Annotated in this window: 17 protein-coding genes; 10 read left to right on the top strand and 7 right to left on the bottom strand. The window is 67.4% G+C overall.

Annotation, left to right across the window (positions count from 1 at the left end):
- Positions 1-69 precede the first annotated feature (69 nt).
- Genes phnG through ING98_04840 form a run of 7 tightly spaced genes read left to right on the top strand, consistent with a single transcriptional unit; the run spans position 70 to position 5,779 of the window.
- Complete coding sequence (gene phnG / locus ING98_04870) at positions 70-537, top strand: phosphonate C-P lyase system protein PhnG (GenBank protein ID MCA3101184.1); 468 nt, start codon at positions 70-72, stop codon at positions 535-537.
- Complete coding sequence (gene phnH, locus ING98_04865) at positions 534-1,145, top strand: phosphonate C-P lyase system protein PhnH (protein MCA3101183.1); 612 nt, start codon at positions 534-536, stop codon at positions 1,143-1,145. The genes phnG and phnH overlap by 4 nt, the downstream gene beginning before the upstream one ends.
- Position 1,146: 1 nt before the next feature.
- Positions 1,147-2,238 carry a carbon-phosphorus lyase complex subunit PhnI gene (locus ING98_04860; GenBank protein MCA3101182.1) on the top strand — a complete coding sequence of 364 codons (1,092 nt, stop codon included), beginning with the start codon at positions 1,147-1,149 and terminating at the stop codon, positions 2,236-2,238.
- Positions 2,235-3,107 (top strand): alpha-D-ribose 1-methylphosphonate 5-phosphate C-P-lyase PhnJ, encoded by an 873-nt coding sequence (locus tag ING98_04855; protein MCA3101181.1) that lies wholly within the window; start codon positions 2,235-2,237, stop codon positions 3,105-3,107. Before ING98_04860 ends, ING98_04855 begins: the two co-directional genes overlap by 4 nt.
- Entirely contained in the window at positions 3,097-3,876 is a 780-nt protein-coding gene (gene phnK / locus ING98_04850; protein ID MCA3101180.1) for a phosphonate C-P lyase system protein PhnK, read from the top strand. The genes ING98_04855 and phnK overlap by 11 nt, the downstream gene beginning before the upstream one ends.
- Entirely contained in the window at positions 3,876-4,625 is a 750-nt protein-coding gene (gene phnL / locus ING98_04845) for a phosphonate C-P lyase system protein PhnL (protein ID MCA3101179.1), read from the top strand. The genes phnK and phnL overlap by 1 nt, the downstream gene beginning before the upstream one ends.
- Positions 4,622-5,779: an alpha-D-ribose 1-methylphosphonate 5-triphosphate diphosphatase gene (locus tag ING98_04840; protein MCA3101178.1), complete on the top strand. Its 1,158-nt coding sequence runs from the start codon at positions 4,622-4,624 to the stop codon at positions 5,777-5,779. The genes phnL and ING98_04840 overlap by 4 nt, the downstream gene beginning before the upstream one ends.
- 20 nt (positions 5,780-5,799) lie before the next feature.
- Here ING98_04840 and ING98_04835 read toward each other — a convergent pair whose 3' ends face one another.
- The 7 genes from ING98_04835 to ING98_04805 form a co-directional block, all read right to left on the bottom strand.
- The gene (locus ING98_04835) at positions 5,800-7,293 is read right to left on the bottom strand and encodes an alkaline phosphatase family protein (GenBank protein ID MCA3101177.1); all 1,494 of its coding nucleotides are present in this window, start codon (positions 7,291-7,293) and stop codon (positions 5,800-5,802) included.
- 10 nt (positions 7,294-7,303) lie between these two features.
- Positions 7,304-8,176, bottom strand: a complete 873-nt coding sequence (gene phnE, locus ING98_04830) for a phosphonate ABC transporter, permease protein PhnE (protein MCA3101176.1) — start codon at positions 8,174-8,176, stop codon at positions 7,304-7,306.
- A complete protein-coding gene (gene phnE, locus ING98_04825) occupies positions 8,173-9,051 on the bottom strand; it encodes a phosphonate ABC transporter, permease protein PhnE (GenBank protein MCA3101175.1) in 879 nt (292 codons plus the stop codon). Before phnE (ING98_04825) ends, phnE (ING98_04830) begins: the two co-directional genes overlap by 4 nt.
- Before the next feature lie 2 nt (positions 9,052-9,053).
- Positions 9,054-9,959 (bottom strand): phosphate/phosphite/phosphonate ABC transporter substrate-binding protein, encoded by a 906-nt coding sequence (gene phnD / locus ING98_04820; GenBank protein ID MCA3101174.1) that lies wholly within the window; start codon positions 9,957-9,959, stop codon positions 9,054-9,056.
- Between the two features lies 1 nt (position 9,960).
- Positions 9,961-10,878, bottom strand: a complete 918-nt coding sequence (phnD, locus tag ING98_04815; GenBank protein ID MCA3101173.1) for a phosphonate ABC transporter substrate-binding protein — start codon at positions 10,876-10,878, stop codon at positions 9,961-9,963.
- A 40-nt stretch (positions 10,879-10,918) separates the two neighbouring features.
- Positions 10,919-11,737 carry a phosphonate ABC transporter ATP-binding protein gene (gene phnC, locus ING98_04810; protein MCA3101172.1) on the bottom strand — a complete coding sequence of 273 codons (819 nt, stop codon included), beginning with the start codon at positions 11,735-11,737 and terminating at the stop codon, positions 10,919-10,921.
- A gap of 95 nt (positions 11,738-11,832) precedes the next feature.
- Entirely contained in the window at positions 11,833-13,029 is a 1,197-nt protein-coding gene (locus ING98_04805; protein MCA3101171.1) for an MFS transporter, read from the bottom strand.
- 143 nt (positions 13,030-13,172) lie between these two features.
- On the opposite strand from ING98_04805, the gene ING98_04800 reads away from it, so the two are divergent.
- From ING98_04800 to ING98_04790, 3 genes are read left to right on the top strand one after another with little or no spacing between them, the layout of a single operon-like run.
- Positions 13,173-13,733 (top strand): HD domain-containing protein, encoded by a 561-nt coding sequence (locus ING98_04800; protein MCA3101170.1) that lies wholly within the window; start codon positions 13,173-13,175, stop codon positions 13,731-13,733.
- Complete coding sequence (phnY, locus tag ING98_04795) at positions 13,730-15,184, top strand: phosphonoacetaldehyde dehydrogenase (GenBank protein MCA3101169.1); 1,455 nt, start codon at positions 13,730-13,732, stop codon at positions 15,182-15,184. Before ING98_04800 ends, phnY begins: the two co-directional genes overlap by 4 nt.
- A complete protein-coding gene (locus tag ING98_04790; protein MCA3101168.1) occupies positions 15,178-15,960 on the top strand; it encodes an SDR family oxidoreductase in 783 nt (260 codons plus the stop codon). Before phnY ends, ING98_04790 begins: the two co-directional genes overlap by 7 nt.
- Positions 15,961-16,023 lie beyond the last annotated feature (63 nt).

The raw sequence follows: 16,023 nt of genomic DNA, 5'->3' as shown, positions 1-16,023 counted from the left end.
CGGCATAACCTCTTCCTTCTTCTGGAGCGGCAGGTCTGCCGCACTTTGTGGATGGACGATAGCGTGGCCATGTTGCAATCGGTTGACGGGTCCCCGGAAGTGAACGGACGGCGTCACTGGATGGGCCTGCTGGCTCGTGCAGCCCTCGATGAACTCGAGCAGGGCATCGGCGCCCTGCCCCCCCCGGCCCATGAATGGCTGCGCCGGCCCGAGACGGGTCTGTTCATGCTGCGCGGCAGGATCGGTGGCACCGGGGACAGGTTCAACCTCGGCGAAGTAACCGTCACGCGCTGTGCGTTGCGCCTCGCTACCGGCGAGACCGGCGTGGCCTATGTGCGAGGCCGCTCGCACCGGCATGCCGAACTCGCCGCGCTCGCAGACGCACTGCTGCAGTCACCCCTGCATCGGGAGGCCGCGCAGCAGACGCTGATCGCTCCGCTCGAACGTTCTGCGGAAAGCGCCCGCATGCGCATGCAGCAGCAGGCGCAGTCGACACGCGTCGAGTTCTTCACCGTGGCGCGGGAGGCCAGCGCATGAACGCTTCGATCGACCTGTCCGGGCTCGGCGCCGGATTCGAAGATGCCTCGATCGGCAGCCAGACGGTCTTCCGCCATTGCCTGGATGCCCTGTCGCATCCCGGAAAGGTGATCGCGGTGGAGCCGTCTCTTGCGCTGTCCACGCCCGCCGGGATGCACCGCCCCGCTGCGGCCATCCTGCTTGCACTGCTCGACCAGGACACGCGGCTGTGGCTGTCGCCGGCGCTGCGCGGCGGCAACGCCGGCTCATTCCTTCGTTTCCATACCGGGTGCACGATCGTGGAGACGCCGGCGTCGGCCGACTTCGGGCTCGTCGCCAGCGGCGCCGATCTGCCGTCCCTCTCGGACTTCGAAGCCGGCAGCGAATCGTATCCGGATCGTTCGGCCACGCTGGTCGTTCAGTGCGCTGCGCTGACTGCCGCTGGCGGCTGGACCCTGACCGGCCCGGGCATCCGGGAACGTGCACGGCTGTCGGCAGAAGGTATCGGCAGCACCTTCGCCAGCCAGTGGGCTGCAAACCGCGCCGGCTTCCCGTGCGGTGTCGATGTGTTCTTCGCCAGTGCCGATGCGCTGGCTGCACTGCCGCGCACGACGCGGCTGGAAGGCTGACGTGTACGTTGCAGTCAAGGGTGGCGAACGCGCGATCCTCAATTCCTATGCGCTGCTCGCGCAGGCGCGCCGCGGCGATGCCTCGGTGCCGGAGTTGACCCTGGATCAGATCCAGCAGCAGTTGCGGCTGTCGGTCGATCGCGTGATGTGCGAAGGGTCGGTCTACGATCCCGAACTGGCCGCGCTGGCGATCAAGCAGGCCGCCGGTGACCTGGTGGAAGCGATCTTCCTGCTCAGGGCCTATCGCGCCACGTTGCCCAGGCTCGGTTACTCGCGGCCGCTCGACACCGCCGACATGCGCCTGTGGCGAAGGATCTCTGCCACGTTCAAGGACCTGCCCGGCGGGCAGGTCCTCGGGCCCACCTACGACTACACCCAGCGCCTGCTCGACTTCACGCTGGCAGCCTCGGGCGAGGCACACGCGAGTCCCGTGGCTTCGCCGCAGCCGGAGGCAGGGCCGGTACCCCGCGTGGTCGATCTGCTCGGCAACGAGGGGCTGATCGAAAGCCACGAACCCTCGCCCGGCGATCCGGAGCCGGTCGACCTCACCCGCGTACCCATCAGCTTCCCCGCGGACCGTGCCGCGCGGCTGCAGAACCTGGCGCGCGGCGACGAAGGCTTCCTGCTCGCGATGGGTTACTCGACGCAGCGCGGCTATGCGAACTCGCACCCGTTTGCCGGGGAGATCCGCTTCGGACTGGTCGACGTCGAGATCGAGCCCGAGGAACTCGGCTTTCCGGTGTCGATCGGGGAGATCGAGATCACCGAATGCCAGATGGTCAACCAGTTCGCCGGATCGAAGACCGAAGCGCCGAAGTTCACCCGAGGCTACGGGCTCGCCTTCGGCGCGAGCGAACGCAAGGCGATGGGCATGGCGCTGGTCGACCGGGCGCTGCGCGCCTCCGAACTCGGCGAGGCCGCCGATTCGCCCGCCCAGATGCAGGAGTTCGTGCTCTCCCACACCGACAACCTCGAGGCCTCCGGATTCGTGCAACACCTGAAGCTGCCTCATTACGTCGACTTCCAGTCGGAGCTCGAGCTGGTGCGCAAGATGCGCGCAGCGATGCCGGAAGCCGGTTCGGAGGCGGCATGAAGGTCAGCGACCTGCCGCCGCCCGTCGAGCGCGATGCGAACTTCAACTTCGCCTACCTGGACGAACGCACGAAGCGGATGATCCGCCGCGCGATCCTGAAAGCCGTCGCGATTCCGGGCTACCAGGTGCCGTTCGGTTCGCGCGAGATGCCCCTGCCCTACGGCTGGGGGACCGGCGGCATCCAGGTGACCGCATCCATCATCGGTCCGGACGATGTCCTCAAGGTGATCGACCAGGGTGCCGACGACACCGTCAACGCCGTGAACATCCGGCGTTTCTTCCAGCGCACGACGGCCGTGGCGGTGACCTCGGTCACGACCGAGGCGACGATCATCCAGACCCGGCACCGGATTCCGGAAACACCGCTGCAGGATGGACAGGTCCTCGTCTACCAGGTGCCGTTGCCGGAGCCGCTGCAGAAGCTGGAGCCACGCGAGGCCGAGACCCGCGTGATGCACGGCCTGGCCGACTACGGGCTCATGCATGTGAAGCTCTACGAAGATATCGCGCGCTTCGGCCATATCGCCACCACCTACGACTATCCCGTGATGGTCGATGGCCGGTTCCTGATGGCGCCGTCGCCGATCCCGAAGTTCGACAACCCCAAGATGCACATGAACCCGGCGTTGCAACTGTTCGGGGCCGGGCGCGAGAAACGCATCTACGCGATACCACCCTGGACCAGCGTCGAGAGCCTCGCCTTCGACGACCACCCGTTCGAAGTACAGCGCTGGACCGAGCCATGTGCACTGTGCGGTGCGACCGACAGCTTCCTCGACGAGGTGATCACCGACGACAGCGGTGGGCACATGTTCGTCTGTTCCGACACCGATCATTGCAGACTCAACAGGCAGGACGATGACCGATAACCCCCCGCTGCTTCGCGTCCAGGGCGTCACGATGCACTACGGTGCCCGGCGGGCCGTGGACAATGTCTCGTTCGACCTGTGGCCGGGCGAGGTACTCGCGGTGGTCGGCGAGTCCGGCTCCGGCAAGACGACCCTGCTCAATGCAGTCGCGGCGCGCGTGAAACCGGATGCCGGGCGGGTCGGATTCATGACCCGGCACGATGGCATGGTCGACGTGTATTCGATGTCCGAAGCCCAGCGCCGCTTGCTGGCCCGCACCGACTGGGGCTACGTGCACCAGGATGCGGTACAGGGCCTGCGCATGAACGTCTCCGCCGGGGCGAATGTCGGCGAGCGGCTGATGGCCCTGGGCGAGCGACACTACGGCCGCATCCGCACCGAGGCGGCCAACTGGCTGCAGCGGGTCGAGATGGACGCGGGACGGATCGACGATACGCCGGCCACCTTCTCCGGGGGCATGCGCCAGCGCCTGCAGATTGCACGCAACCTCGTCACGCGGCCCCGGCTGGTGTTCATGGACGAGCCCACCTCGGGACTGGACGTGAGCGTCCAGGCCAAGCTGCTCGATCTGTTGCGCACGCTCACCCGCGGCCTGTCGCTGGCAGCGATCGTGGTCACGCATGACCTCGCCGTGGCGCGGCTGCTGGCGCACCGGATGATGGTGATGAAGGAGGGCCGCGTCGTGGAGACCGGCCTGACCGACCAGGTTCTCGACGATCCCCAGCACCCGTACACGCAGTTGCTGGTGTCCTCGGTGCTGCAGCCATGATGCCCGCTGTCGGCGTGAGACCCGTGCTCCGTGCCTCCGGCCTGTCGAAGCGGTTCGTCCTGCACAACCAGGGAGGCGTCGAACTTCCTGTACTGGAAGGCGTCGCGTTCGAGGCCTTCCCCGGCGAATGCATCGCCCTGGACGGACCTTCAGGCGCAGGCAAGAGCACGCTTCTGAAACTGATCTATGCGAACTATCGCGCGAGCACCGGGTCGGTCCATGTGCGGCACGACGACGGGGAGCAGGCCGGCACCGAGGTCGATGTGACCCGGGCCAGTGCCCAGACCCTGCTGGCCATACGCCGTTCCACGATCGGCTACGTCAGCCAGTTCCTGCGCACGGTGCCGCGCGTGGGTTCGCTCGACGTGGTGGCTGAACCGCTACTGACCGGCGCGGGGGCAGACTCCGACGCACTGCGCGACGCACACCGGCAGGCGCAGGACCTGCTGCTGCGCCTGCGCATACCGCAGCGCCTGTGGCACGTGGCGCCTGCCACGTTCTCCGGTGGCGAGCAGCAGCGCATCAACCTCGCCCGCAGCTTCGTGCGCGACTGGCCCGTGCTGCTGCTCGACGAGCCGACCGCGTCGCTCGACGCGGGCAACAGCGCGACCGTCGTGGCGCTGATCAACGAGGTACGAAAGCGCGGTACGACCGTGATCGGGATCTTCCACGATGCCCACATCCGCGAGCAGGTCGCCACGCGTGTACTCGACATGGGCTGCTTCCAGCCAGGACCGAGGTCAAGATGAACAGTGACATGGTTTTCAAGAGTGCCCGGCTCGTACTCGGCAACGAGGTCGTACAGGGCACGCTGGCGGTGGCCGGCGGCAGCATCGCGGCGATCGCCGCCGGCGGCACCAGCGTCTCCGGCACGCAGGACATCGATGGCGACTTCCTCATCCCGGGCCTGGTCGAACTGCATACCGACAACTTCGAGCGGCACCTGATGCCGCGTCCGAAGGTCCGCTGGCCGGCCCTGCCTGCGCTGTTTGCCCATGACGCGGAACTGGCCGCCTCCGGCATCACCACGGTCTACGACTCGCTGGGCGTGGGCGATATCGATGAAGAAGCGCTGCGTGGCCAGGGCTGGGGCGAAGTGATCGAGATGATCGACAGCGCCAGCGCAGCCGACCTGCTGCGCGTGGAGCACCTGCTGCACGTACGCTGCGAACTCGCGGCGACCAACACCCTGTCGCTGTTCGAGCCCTTCATCGACCACCCGCGCGTGGGCCTGATCTCGCTGATGGACCACACGCCTGGCCAACGCCAGTGGGAAGACCTCGAGCAGGCACGCATCTACTACACGGGCAAGAAGGGATGGTCCGACGCCAGGTTCGATGCGCAGGTGGTCAACGCGAAGCAGGTGCAGGAGCGCTACGCGGCCCCGCACCGCAGGCACTTCGTCGAATACGCGAGGCAGCGCGCGATCGCGCTCGCCAGCCATGACGACACACTGCCCGAACATGTCGACGAGGCCCATGCCGACGGCGTTGCCATCTGCGAATTCCCGACCCGCGAAGGCTCGGCACGGGCGGCGCACGCATTCGGCATGTCGGTGCTGATGGGTGCCCCGAACGTGGTGCGTGGCGGCTCGCATTCGGGCAACGTGGCGGCGATCGAACTGGCGCGGCTCGGCCTGCTCGACATCCTGTCCTCTGACTACATCCCGGTCAGCCTGCTGATGGCCGCGTTCCGGCTGGTCGACGATGCCGGCTTCGACATCCCGCAGGCCGTCAATCTGGTGACGCGGAACCCGGCCCGGTCGGTCGCGCTCGACGATCGGGGCGAGATCGCCATCGGCAAGCGGGCCGATCTGGTGCAGGTCAGGCTGGTCGAAGGGCAAGCGGGCCGCATGCACCCGGTCGTACGCGCGGTCTGGCGATCGGGCCGCAGAGTGGTGTGATCGGCGCGGCAGGTCGGGCGTCAGGTCAGCGTCCGGTCGGCGTGACCGAGGCGCCAGTCGAGCATCCGTCTGGCCATGTCCAGCGCCACGTCGCGCCACCCGGGATCGTCAGCCCTGTTCACCAGCCAGCCTGGATCCCGGCGCAGGTCGAACAGCAGCGGCGGCAGCGCGGCAAAGTGCACGTAGGCGTGGTCGGCGTCGCGGATTACCGCGAGGCTGCACTGGTGGCGTGCGATGCCCAGGAGCAGTGGCGCTTTTCCGCCAGCGAGATCGCGGAAGTCGTATTCCCAGTGTGTTTCCCTGCGCCAGCCTGAGGGCACCGTGTCCCGCAGGAACGCGAGCAGCGAACGTCCGTCGCACTGTTCGGGGATCGGCTGGCCGAGCCATTCGAGGATCGTCGGCAGCAGGTCGACATTCTCGCTGAAGGCGGTGACCGTGCTTCCCCGTGTCGCATCCGCCTCGGGCCGTGGGTCGACCATTATGCATGGCACATGGTACGAGGACGGGTAGTAGCCGCGTTTGCTCAGCATGTGATGGTCGCCCAGCTGCTCGGCGTGATCGGCGGTCAGGATCACCAGCGTATTGCCGGACTGCCCGGTCGCGTCGAGATGGTCCAGCACGCGGCCGAGGTGATGATCGACCTCGGCCACCAGACCATGATAGGCGACAGCGATGCGGCGCAGGTCTTCGGCCGAGACCTCGCAGGACAGTCCTGCCATGCCGGTTACCGACGTGCCAGCCCTGAGCGTTTCGAGCATCAGCCGGTTCAACGGATGTATCGCCGCTTCATGCTCCACGCTCGCAGCGCGTACCGGCAGCGGGATCCGGCCGGGATCGATCAGCGCGTCGAAGGGGGCAGTAGCCATGAATGGCGGATGCGGCCGGAAGAACCCGAGTTGCAGGAACCAGGGGCGCCCGGCGCGGACGCGGAGGTAGTCGAGCGCGCCATCGGCGCACCAGGCGGTGTCGGTATGTTCGGCTGCAATCGGCGCGGCCGGGAATCGGCTGGCATCGTCGGCTGTCGCGGCACAGCGGAACAGTTCGGCGTAATCCGGACCCACGGAATAGCCTTGCCCTGAAAGCCAGGCCAGGTAGTGCCGTCGATCGCCTTCGAAGTCGCGCACCACGTCCCATCCGGCCGCGATCGAATGCGTGCGCGGCCGCGCCAGGCCCGGATGCAGGGCACGCAGGTCCGGCAGCGTCGTGGTGTAGCCGACCAGCGCCGGTTCATGGCCGGCTTCGCGCAGGAACCAGGGCAGCGTCTTCAGATGCGCCGCGGTCGGCGTCTCGTTGTTGACCACCCTGTGGCTCATCAGGTACTGCCCGGTGGCGATCGAGGCACGGCTCGGCCCGCACGGCGCACCCTGGGCATGGTGCCGTGCGAACAGGATGCCGCGCCGTGCCAGCCGGTCGATGTTCGGCGTGTGCGCGCAGGGGCTGCCCATGCAGCCGAGCGCGTCTGCACGCAACTGGTCGATGATCACCAGCAGGACGTTCGGCTGCCCGGGTTTCACTTGCGAACGGTCAATGGATGACGGTTGGGGCGTCGGTACCGCCAGTGATCTTCGCGCGCAGGCGTTTCGAGAACCAGTCGATCACGTATACCGTGGCGAGGATCATCAGCATGATGAAACAGGCCTCTTCCCACAGCATCGTCCGTATACGGTCTGCGAGGAAGAATCCGATCCCGCCCGCACCGACGATGCCGAGGATCGTCGCGGAACGCGTGTTCGACTCGAAGATGTACAGGATGTTCGACAGCATGATCGGAAGCACCTGAGGGATCACGCCGAAACGCATGGTCTGCAGCGGGCTTGCACCCGACGCGCGCAATCCCTCGACGGGCTTGCGATCGATGTTCTCGATCGCCTCGGAGTACAGCTTCGCGAGAGTCCCGGTGTCGGCGATGATGATCGCGAGAATGCCGGCCAGCGGGCCGAGGCCGACCGCACGCACGAAGATCAGTGCCCACACCAATTGATCGACGCCGCGCATGACGTCGCTGGAGCGCCGGAACACGAAGCGGACGATCCAGCCGGGCACCATGTTGCGTGCGCAGGCGAATCCCAGCGGTATCGCGAGCACCGCCGCGATGACCGTGCCGATCAGCGCCATCGCCACCGTCTGCAGCATGGCATAGGCATAGTCGAGCGCCGCGCCCTTCGCGGTGGGCGGGAACATGTGGCCGACCACCTCCAGCAGCTTGCCGAACCCCGCCCAGAGCCGGACGGGAGACATCTCGAACAGCACGATGCAGTAGGCGGTGAGGCCCAGGAAGAATGCGCCTGCCGCGAGGGTGGGGATACGCTCGCGCAGGGGCTGCGAGAATGCGCCCGGGCTTATCGCGCGCGCGCGCGCGATCGCTGCCGCGTCGATGCCGGATATGCGCAGGGTCATGCGAAACCCTCCTTGCCGATCAGGCGGTGCCGCACCCGCTCGCACACCATGTCGATCAGGATCACGGTGCAGACCATGAGGATGATCAGTGCGCTGATGTCTTCGTAGTAGAGGCGGCTGATGGCCGTGTAGAACTCCTGACCGATGCCGCCGGCACCGACGAAACCGATGATCGAGGCCGAGCGTACGTTGATCTCGAAGCGCCAGAGGCTGAAGGAGGTGAAGTTCGGCAGCACCTGCGGCAGCACCGCGAAGCGGATGGTCTGCACCCAGTTCGCGCCGGTCGCGCGCAGGCCGTCCACCGGCTTCATGTCGATGTTCTCGACGGCTTCGGCGAAGAGCTTGCCGCTGCCACCCATGGAATGGATGGCAATGGCCAGGATGCCGGCCAGCGGCCCGATGCCGAAGGCGAACACGAACACCAGCGCGAACACCAGTTCCGGGATGGTCCGGGCAACCTCGAACACGCGCCGGGCAATCCAGTAGCTGGTGCCGCCGCGCGACAGGTTGCGCGCCGCGTGGAAGCACAGGGCAAGGGCGCCCAGCGTGCCCAGCAGCGTTGCGATGTAGGCGATCAGGATGGTCTCCCAGAGCAGCATGAGCCACTTGGGAAGGCCATAGAACCATTCGGACAGATCGCCCCAGAGGTTGTCGAGGGTCAGTACCGGAAGGGTCTTGGCAACATACTCGTGAATACGCGGCAGCCCCTGGAACAGCTTCACCAGGTTGAACTCGCCGACCCAGGCCGACGCGGCGAACACGGCGGCGAACAGCAGTCCGTAGCCGAGCGTGAGCCAGCGCTTGCGCACCTGCAACGCTCGCCAGTTCGTCTCGAACGCGCGGACCGCTTCCAGGCCGCTGGCCGTACTGGACATGGTCATCCCTTCCGCCGCATGCGACGCTGCTCCTGCACGGCATCGAGCAGGGGCTGGTACATGTCATGGGTCACCGGGACATAGCCCTGGGTCTTGCCGCGCGCGACGATCTCGGCCATCCGGGGGTCGATCGAGTACAGATCGACGAACAGCTTCTGGATGTCGCGCTTCATGTCCGCCGGCAGGTCCTTGCGGACGGTGACCGGCGAGCCGGGGATCAAGGGCGAACGCCAGACCACGCGCAGCCGGCTGGTATCGAGTACCCCGCGCTGGGCCATCATGTGCAACACGCCGCGCGCGAGCGGATCGCGCGCACCGAACACGAATGCGCTGTCGAACTGGCCGCCGACCACGCCCAGCGCGCTCTGCTCATGACCGCCGGAGAACACGGTACGCCCGAAATGCTTCGTCGCGTCGATGCCGGCCGCGCGCAGCGAGACCAGCGGAATCAGGTAGCCCGAGGCCGAGTTCGGATCCGCCCAGGCGAGGCTGCGCCCCTTCAGGTCCTCGATCTTCTGGAAGGGCGAGTCCGACCGTACGATCAGGTGCGAGTGGTAACCGATATCGCCATCGACCTCTTTCGCCGCCGCCAGCGGCTCCACGCCGCCGTCGGAGTCGATCCATGCGGCTGCGTATGCGGCAGGGCCGAGGTTGGCGAACTGGATCTGCCCGGAAGTCAGTGCCTGGATTGTTCCCGAGTAGCTCGACGCGATATGGATGCGCAGCTCGACCCCGAAACGATCCTTGAAGACCCTGGCGAAGTCCTTGAACCGCGCTTCGGTGGCACCCTGGCTCTCGGAGCTGACCGCACTCATGGAGACCACCGGATACCTCGCCCGCCAGTCCTGCGCCGAGGCCGACGCGGCAAGCAGGGCGAGCAGCGGCGCTGCGATCCAGGCGAGCCTCACGTCACCGCTTCCGGTTCTTGCGCACTTCGAGAGCGGCATCGAGCACCGGCTTGTACATCTCGTGCGTGGCCGGGACGAAACCGGCGGTCTTGCCACGCGCAGCCAGTTCCGCGATCTGCGGATGCGTCTTGGCCAGGTCGGTCCAGAACGCGAGCAGGTCGCGGCGCATGTCGGCCGGGAGATCCTTGCGCACGATCACCAGCGGGTTCGGGATCAGCGGCGACTCCCAGATGACCCGGAACTGATCCATCTTGAGCACGCCGCGGTCGACCATCGCGCGGATCTGCCCAGCGTTGTGACCCTTCGACGACCAGGTGAAACCGGAATCGAACTGCCCGTTGATGACGCCGAGCACGCTCTGCTCGTGGCCACCCGAGAACAGCGTCTTGCCGAAGAACTTGTCCGGCTCGATACCGACGGCGCGCAGCGAAACGAGCGGAATCAGGAAGCCGGACGTGGAGTTCGGATCGGCCCAGGCGAGCGACCTTCCCTTGAGATCCTCGATGCGCTTGAACGGGCTGTCCGCCTTGACGATCAGGATCGAGTGGTAGCCGAGCGACCCGTCGACTTCCTGGTTGGTCACCAACGGCTCGACCTGGCCGTTGGAATCGATCCAGGCCGCGGCGTAGGCGCTCGCACCGACCTGCGCCATCTGGATCTGCCCCGACGTCAGCGCCTGCACGGTACCAGCGTAGTCGGTGGCGGTGAAGATGCGCAGTTCGACGCCCAGCTTCTCCCGGAACACATCGGCCAGTTGCTTGTATCGGGCCTGGGTCGCTGCCTGGTTCTCGGAACTCACCGAACTGAACCCGACCACCGGAAACTTCTTCTTCCACTCCTGCGCGTGGCTGGCAGCGGACGACAGCGCCACGCCGATGCCGAGCAGGCCTGCGGCCAGGAGGCGATTGCTTGCGAACATTGGAACTTCTCCCTGTGAGTGTTGCGGTATGGGGGGCGGATCAGGCGGCAGCAGCCTGGGCCACCGCTGGCAGCTCGAATCCGGCCGCGGTGGAGGTCGCCGATTCGTCGAACCCGGCCGCGTCGCCCTCGACGCCATAGATGCGGCGCACCGTTTCGGTGGTGAGTTCGGCCGGGCTGCCGTCGAACAGCACTTCACCGCTGGCGATGCCGACGATCCGGTCGCAGTACTGGCGAGCCGTGTCGAGGGTGTGCAGGTTGCAGATCACCGTGATGCCATCGTCGCGGTTGATCGAGCGCAGGGCCTGCATCACCTGGATGGCGCTGCGCGGATCGAGCGAGGCGATCGGCTCGTCGGCCAGCAGGATGTCCGGGTCCTGCATCATCGCGCGCGCGATCGCCACGCGCTGCTGCTGGCCACCGGACAGGGTTTCGGCGCGCTGCAGCGCCAGGTGCGCGCAGTCGAGCCGCTCCAGCGCCAGCACGGCCATCGCGCGCTCCGCCTCGGTGAAGCGCTTGACCAGCGAAGGCAGGGTGCCATGCCGGGACACGCAACCCATCAGCACGTTGGTGATCACGTCCAGGCGCGGCACCAGATTGAACTGCTGGAAGATCATCGCGCAGCGCGCACGCCACTGCAGCAGGGCCCTGCCCCTGAGCGCACTGACCGCCTCACCCTTCCAGGTGATCGTGCCCGAGGTGGGTTCGGCGAGGCGATTGATCATGCGCAGCAGCGTCGACTTGCCCGCGCCGGACCGGCCGATGATCCCGACCATCTGGCCCTGCGGAATGTCGAGGCTCACGGACTTCAGCGCGTGAACCTTTCCGAACGCCTTGCCAATCTGCTGGATCTCGAGCATCGCCTGTCTCCGTCGATAACCGACGCAAGGTAGCAACCGCTCGTGACAGGACTGGGACAGTTATGTGTCAGGAAACCCCAGGGCGATCGGTGTGCTCAGCGCGGACCCACCTTCGGCATCAGCAGCAGGGCCCCCAGGGCCGCCGCACCCAGGAGGGCGGACAGCCAGAGTGCGCCAGCCCCCCAGCGGTCGATGGCCGCACCGAACGCGAGCGGGGCTATCGCCTGCGACAGACGTGCCGGCAGCGTCAGCCAGCCCTGGCGCAGCCCATAGCCCTGGGGGCCGAACAGCACCAGCGGCAGCGTTCCCTTGGCGATGGTGAGGATGCCGTTGCCAGCGCCGTGAAGCAGCACGAACACCGGGGCAAACGCGGTGCCCCCGGCCGCAAGCAGCACGACACCGAGGGGATGGCCGAGCGCGGCCAGGCGCGCCGAGAGGAGCGGATGCACATGGCGCAGGAAGCCGAACTCGAGCAACCGCGCGGCAACCTGGGCCGGACCGACGATCGCGCCCAGGGCCACGGCCATCGCCAGCGAGGCGCCTGCCTCCTGCAGCAGCCGGGGCAGGTGGGCGGCCATCGCAGTGCTGATGAACCAGGTCACGGCGAACACGAAGGCCAGCAGGATCGCAGCCAGCGTCGCGCCCGGTACGGGCACCGGCTCGGCACCTGCCTCGGGCTGTGCCGGCGCATCGCGGTCGGCACGGCGGGCGGCATCGGTGGCGCGGGTGGCGCGGGGCAGCGACAGGTTGAGCGGCAGGCCCACGACGAGGTGCAACAGCGCCCATCCGACGCAGGCGCCGCGCCAGCCTAGGTGCGTCTCCATCACGGCCGACAGTGGCCAGCCGACGGTGCTGGCGAAACCGGCGATCAGCGTGATGCCGGTGATCGTCGCCCGCGCATCGCTGCCCCGCAGGCGGACCAGGGTCGAGAATGCGGCCTCGTAAAGGCCGGAGCCCATCGCCAGCCCGATCACCGCCCAGCCGAGGAACAGCCAGACCGCGTCCTGGGCCAGCGCCAGCATCACGAGGCCGCCGGCGAACGCCAGGCTGGCAGCCGCCAGCACCGGCCGCCCGCCCGCGCTGTCGATCATCCGGCCGGCGAGCGGACCGATGAGCGCTGATACCAGCAGCGCGAACGAGAATGCAGCAAACACGATGATCGGACTGATGCCAAGGTCGGCCGCCATCGGCCCGGCCAGCATCGCGGGCAGATAGTAGGAGGAGGCCCAGGCGAGCGTCTGCGCGGTGCCCAGGATCGCGACCAGTCGCGCATCGCCTGACTTGTCTTTCATGCCGGTAGCGTCGGTGGCCCGACGCGGCGGGTCAAGCATCGTGCAGGAGCTTTCACCAAAAGTTCATCCGGCTGTCATGTCCGGGCACGGCACCCCCGATACGCTCTGCGGCGTCGTCCACCAGACTGGAAGCCGCAGCGCCCATGAACGCAGACTCCTCACCCGTGCTCGCAATCATCGAGCGTCTCTACACAGCGCACGGTGCGCTCGTCTACGGCGAGCAGGTAAACCAGATCCAGCACGCATTGCAGTGCGCCTCGCTCGCGCAACAGTCCGGGTCGACGGATGCCATGGTAGCAGCGGCAATGCTGCACGACATCGGACACATGCTGCACGGAGACGCCGCCACGGCCCTGGATACCGGCGAAGACGATCGCCACGAAAGCCTGGGCGCCGACTGGCTGGCCCGCTGGTTCGGCGACGACGTCGTGCAACCCATCGCGTTGCACGTGCAGGCCAAGCGCTACCTGTGCGCGCGCGAGCCGGGGTATCTGGAAGGCCTCTCGAGGGTATCCACCCGGACGCTGCAACTCCAGGGTGGGCCCATGGACGCCGGGCAAGCTGCGGCGTTCGAGCGCATCCCGCATGCGCAGGATGCCATCGCCCTGCGCCGCTGGGACGACCTGGGCAAGAAGGCCGCCCACGAAACCGCACCGCTGGCGCACTTCATGACGGTGATCCAGCGTTGCCTGCTGCCGGCATGACGGGGTCGCGCGCCGAGACGGTTGGCAGCCCCCCGTCGGTCGAAGCGATGCGGATCGCGGGCGAACGCGTGCACTCGGCGCGGGTGATCGAGGTGCGCTATCCCTGGTCGGGAGAGGTGATCGCCACCGTGCCGCGTGCCACCGTGGACCAGGTCCGCGATGCCTTCGCCGTGGCACATCGCTACGTACCGACGCTCAGCAGGCACGAACGCAACATGATCCTGTCGCGGACAGCCGCGCTGGTCTCCTCACGGCGCGACGCAATCGCGCGCACGATCACGCTCGAGTCGGGGCTGTGCATCAGCGATTCGCTCTACGAAGTAGGCAGGGCCAGCGACGTGCTGCTGTTCGCGGCGCAGCATGCCCTGCTCGACGACGGACAGTCTTTCTCGTGCGACGTGACCGCGCACGGGCGTTCGCGCCGGGTACACACGATGCGCGAGCCGCTGCTCGGCGTCATTTCAGCGATCACGCCGTTCAACCATCCGCTCAACCAGGTGATCCACAAGGTCGCGCCGGCGGTGGCCACCAACAACCGGATGGTGCTCAAGCCCAGCGAGAAGACGCCGCTGTCCGCCCTCCTGCTGGCCGACCTCCTCTACGAGGCGGGCCTGCCGCCGCCGATGCTCAGCGTGGTCACGGGTGATCCGGCCGAGATCGGCGACGAAATGATCGACAACCCATGCGCCGAACTCATCACTTTCACGGGCGGGGTCGCCGTGGGGCGCAGGATCGCCGCCCGCGCAGGCTATCGGCGCCAGGTGCTGGAACTCGGGGGCAATGACCCGCTGGTGGTCATGGACGACGCAGACATCGACCGTGCCGCGGCCCTGGCGGCGAGCGGGTCGTATCGCAACTCGGGGCAGCGCTGCACGGCGGTCAAGCGTATCTTCGTCCACGAACGCATCGCCGAGCCGTTCACCGAGGCGATGATCGACATCACCCGGGCATGGCGCCATGGCGATCCGCTCGACCCCACGGTCGACATGGGTACCGTGATCGACGAGCGCGCGGCGATGCTGTTCGAGCGCCGCGTCGCCGACGCAGTGACCCGCGGTGCCCGCCTGCTGCACGGAAACCAGCGCGACGGCGCGTCCTACTCGGCGACCCTTCTCGACCGGGTCAGCGGCGACATGGAACTGGTGCGCGAAGAGACCTTCGGTCCGGTGTCACCGATCATGACCTTCACGAGCGTCGACGACGCGATCGCCAAGGTCAATTCGACGGCGTTCGGCCTGTCCTCCGGCGTCTGCACCAACCGGCTCGACGACATCATGCGGTTCGTGCGCGAGCTGCAGGTCGGGTCGGTGAACGTGTGGGAGGTTCCCGGATACCGACTGGAGGTGACGCCCTTCGGCGGCATCAAGGACTCGGGCACCGGCGTCAAGGAAGGCGTGCAGGAATGCTGCCGCAGCTTCACCACGGTCAAGACCTACTCCCTGCCATGGTGACCGCGACCGCCGGCGGCAGCGGCCGCGTGGCACTGGTCACCGGTGCGTCGCGCGGCATCGGCGTCGCGTGTGCCGCCGCGCTGCTCGATGACGGCTGGCAGGTGGTGTTCGCGGCGCGCGATGCCGCGCGCACGACGGCTGCGGTGGAGGGCTGCACGACCAGCGAAGCGCAACGGGCGCGCGCCCTGGCGGCTGCGGTGGATGTCGGCGACTCCGCCTCGGTCGACGCCCTGTTCTCGATGATCCGGTCGCGCTACGGCCGACTCGATCTGCTGTTCAACAATGCCGGCGTGTTCCCGCCGCACCGCCCGGTGGACGAGGTGTCCGAGGAAGAATGGCGCGACGCGGTGAGGACCAATGTCGATGGCATGTTCTACGTCCTGCAGCGGGCGTTCCGGCTGATGAAGTCGCAGCGGCCGCAGGGCGGTCGGATCATCAACAACGGCTCACTGGCTGCGTACGCGCCCAGGCCCGAGTCGGTGGCCTATACCGCGACCAAGCATGCGGTGCTGGGCATCACGCGCGCCGCCGCCCTGGATGGCCGCGCGCATGGCATCGCGGTAGGCCAGATCGACATCGGCAACGCAGCCACGGCGATGACCGCGCATGTCGAAGGCGGAGCGTTGCAGGCCGACGGGACGATGCGCCCGGAGACACGGCTCGACCTGACGCATATCGCGGCGACCGTGCGCGAGATCGCCAGCATGCCGAACGATGTCAACGTGCTTTCGGTGACGATCCTGCCTACCACCATGCCGTTCATCGGACGCGGCTGACGCTGGCCGGGCAGGCGGCCCATCCCGCGCGTCGCTGCACCTGGCTCACCTCTCGCGCGCCGG

The organism is Rhodocyclaceae bacterium (assembly GCA_020248265.1).
Taxonomy (GTDB): Bacteria; Pseudomonadota; Gammaproteobacteria; order Burkholderiales; family CAIKXV01; genus CAIKXV01.
The sequence above is the reverse complement of the archived record's forward strand: the minus strand, read 5'-3'. Positions and strand labels throughout refer to the sequence as shown.

Coding starts and splice junctions, on each gene's coding strand:
- phnG (MCA3101184.1), top strand. CDS start 70: ATGTTGCAATCGGTTGACGGGTCCCCGGAAGTGAACGGACGGCGTCAC.
- phnH (MCA3101183.1), top strand. CDS start 534: ATGAACGCTTCGATCGACCTGTCCGGGCTCGGCGCCGGATTCGAAGAT.
- ING98_04855 (MCA3101181.1), top strand. CDS start 2,235: ATGAAGGTCAGCGACCTGCCGCCGCCCGTCGAGCGCGATGCGAACTTC.
- phnK (MCA3101180.1), top strand. CDS start 3,097: ATGACCGATAACCCCCCGCTGCTTCGCGTCCAGGGCGTCACGATGCAC.
- phnL (MCA3101179.1), top strand. CDS start 3,876: ATGCCCGCTGTCGGCGTGAGACCCGTGCTCCGTGCCTCCGGCCTGTCG.
- ING98_04840 (MCA3101178.1), top strand. CDS start 4,622: ATGAACAGTGACATGGTTTTCAAGAGTGCCCGGCTCGTACTCGGCAAC.
- phnE (MCA3101176.1), bottom strand. CDS start 8,176: ATGACCCTGCGCATATCCGGCATCGACGCGGCAGCGATCGCGCGCGCG.
- phnE (MCA3101175.1), bottom strand. CDS start 9,051: ATGTCCAGTACGGCCAGCGGCCTGGAAGCGGTCCGCGCGTTCGAGACG.
- phnD (MCA3101173.1), bottom strand. CDS start 10,878: ATGTTCGCAAGCAATCGCCTCCTGGCCGCAGGCCTGCTCGGCATCGGC.
- phnC (MCA3101172.1), bottom strand. CDS start 11,737: ATGCTCGAGATCCAGCAGATTGGCAAGGCGTTCGGAAAGGTTCACGCG.
- ING98_04805 (MCA3101171.1), bottom strand. CDS start 13,029: ATGAAAGACAAGTCAGGCGATGCGCGACTGGTCGCGATCCTGGGCACC.
- ING98_04800 (MCA3101170.1), top strand. CDS start 13,173: ATGAACGCAGACTCCTCACCCGTGCTCGCAATCATCGAGCGTCTCTAC.
- phnY (MCA3101169.1), top strand. CDS start 13,730: ATGACGGGGTCGCGCGCCGAGACGGTTGGCAGCCCCCCGTCGGTCGAA.
- ING98_04790 (MCA3101168.1), top strand. CDS start 15,178: ATGGTGACCGCGACCGCCGGCGGCAGCGGCCGCGTGGCACTGGTCACC.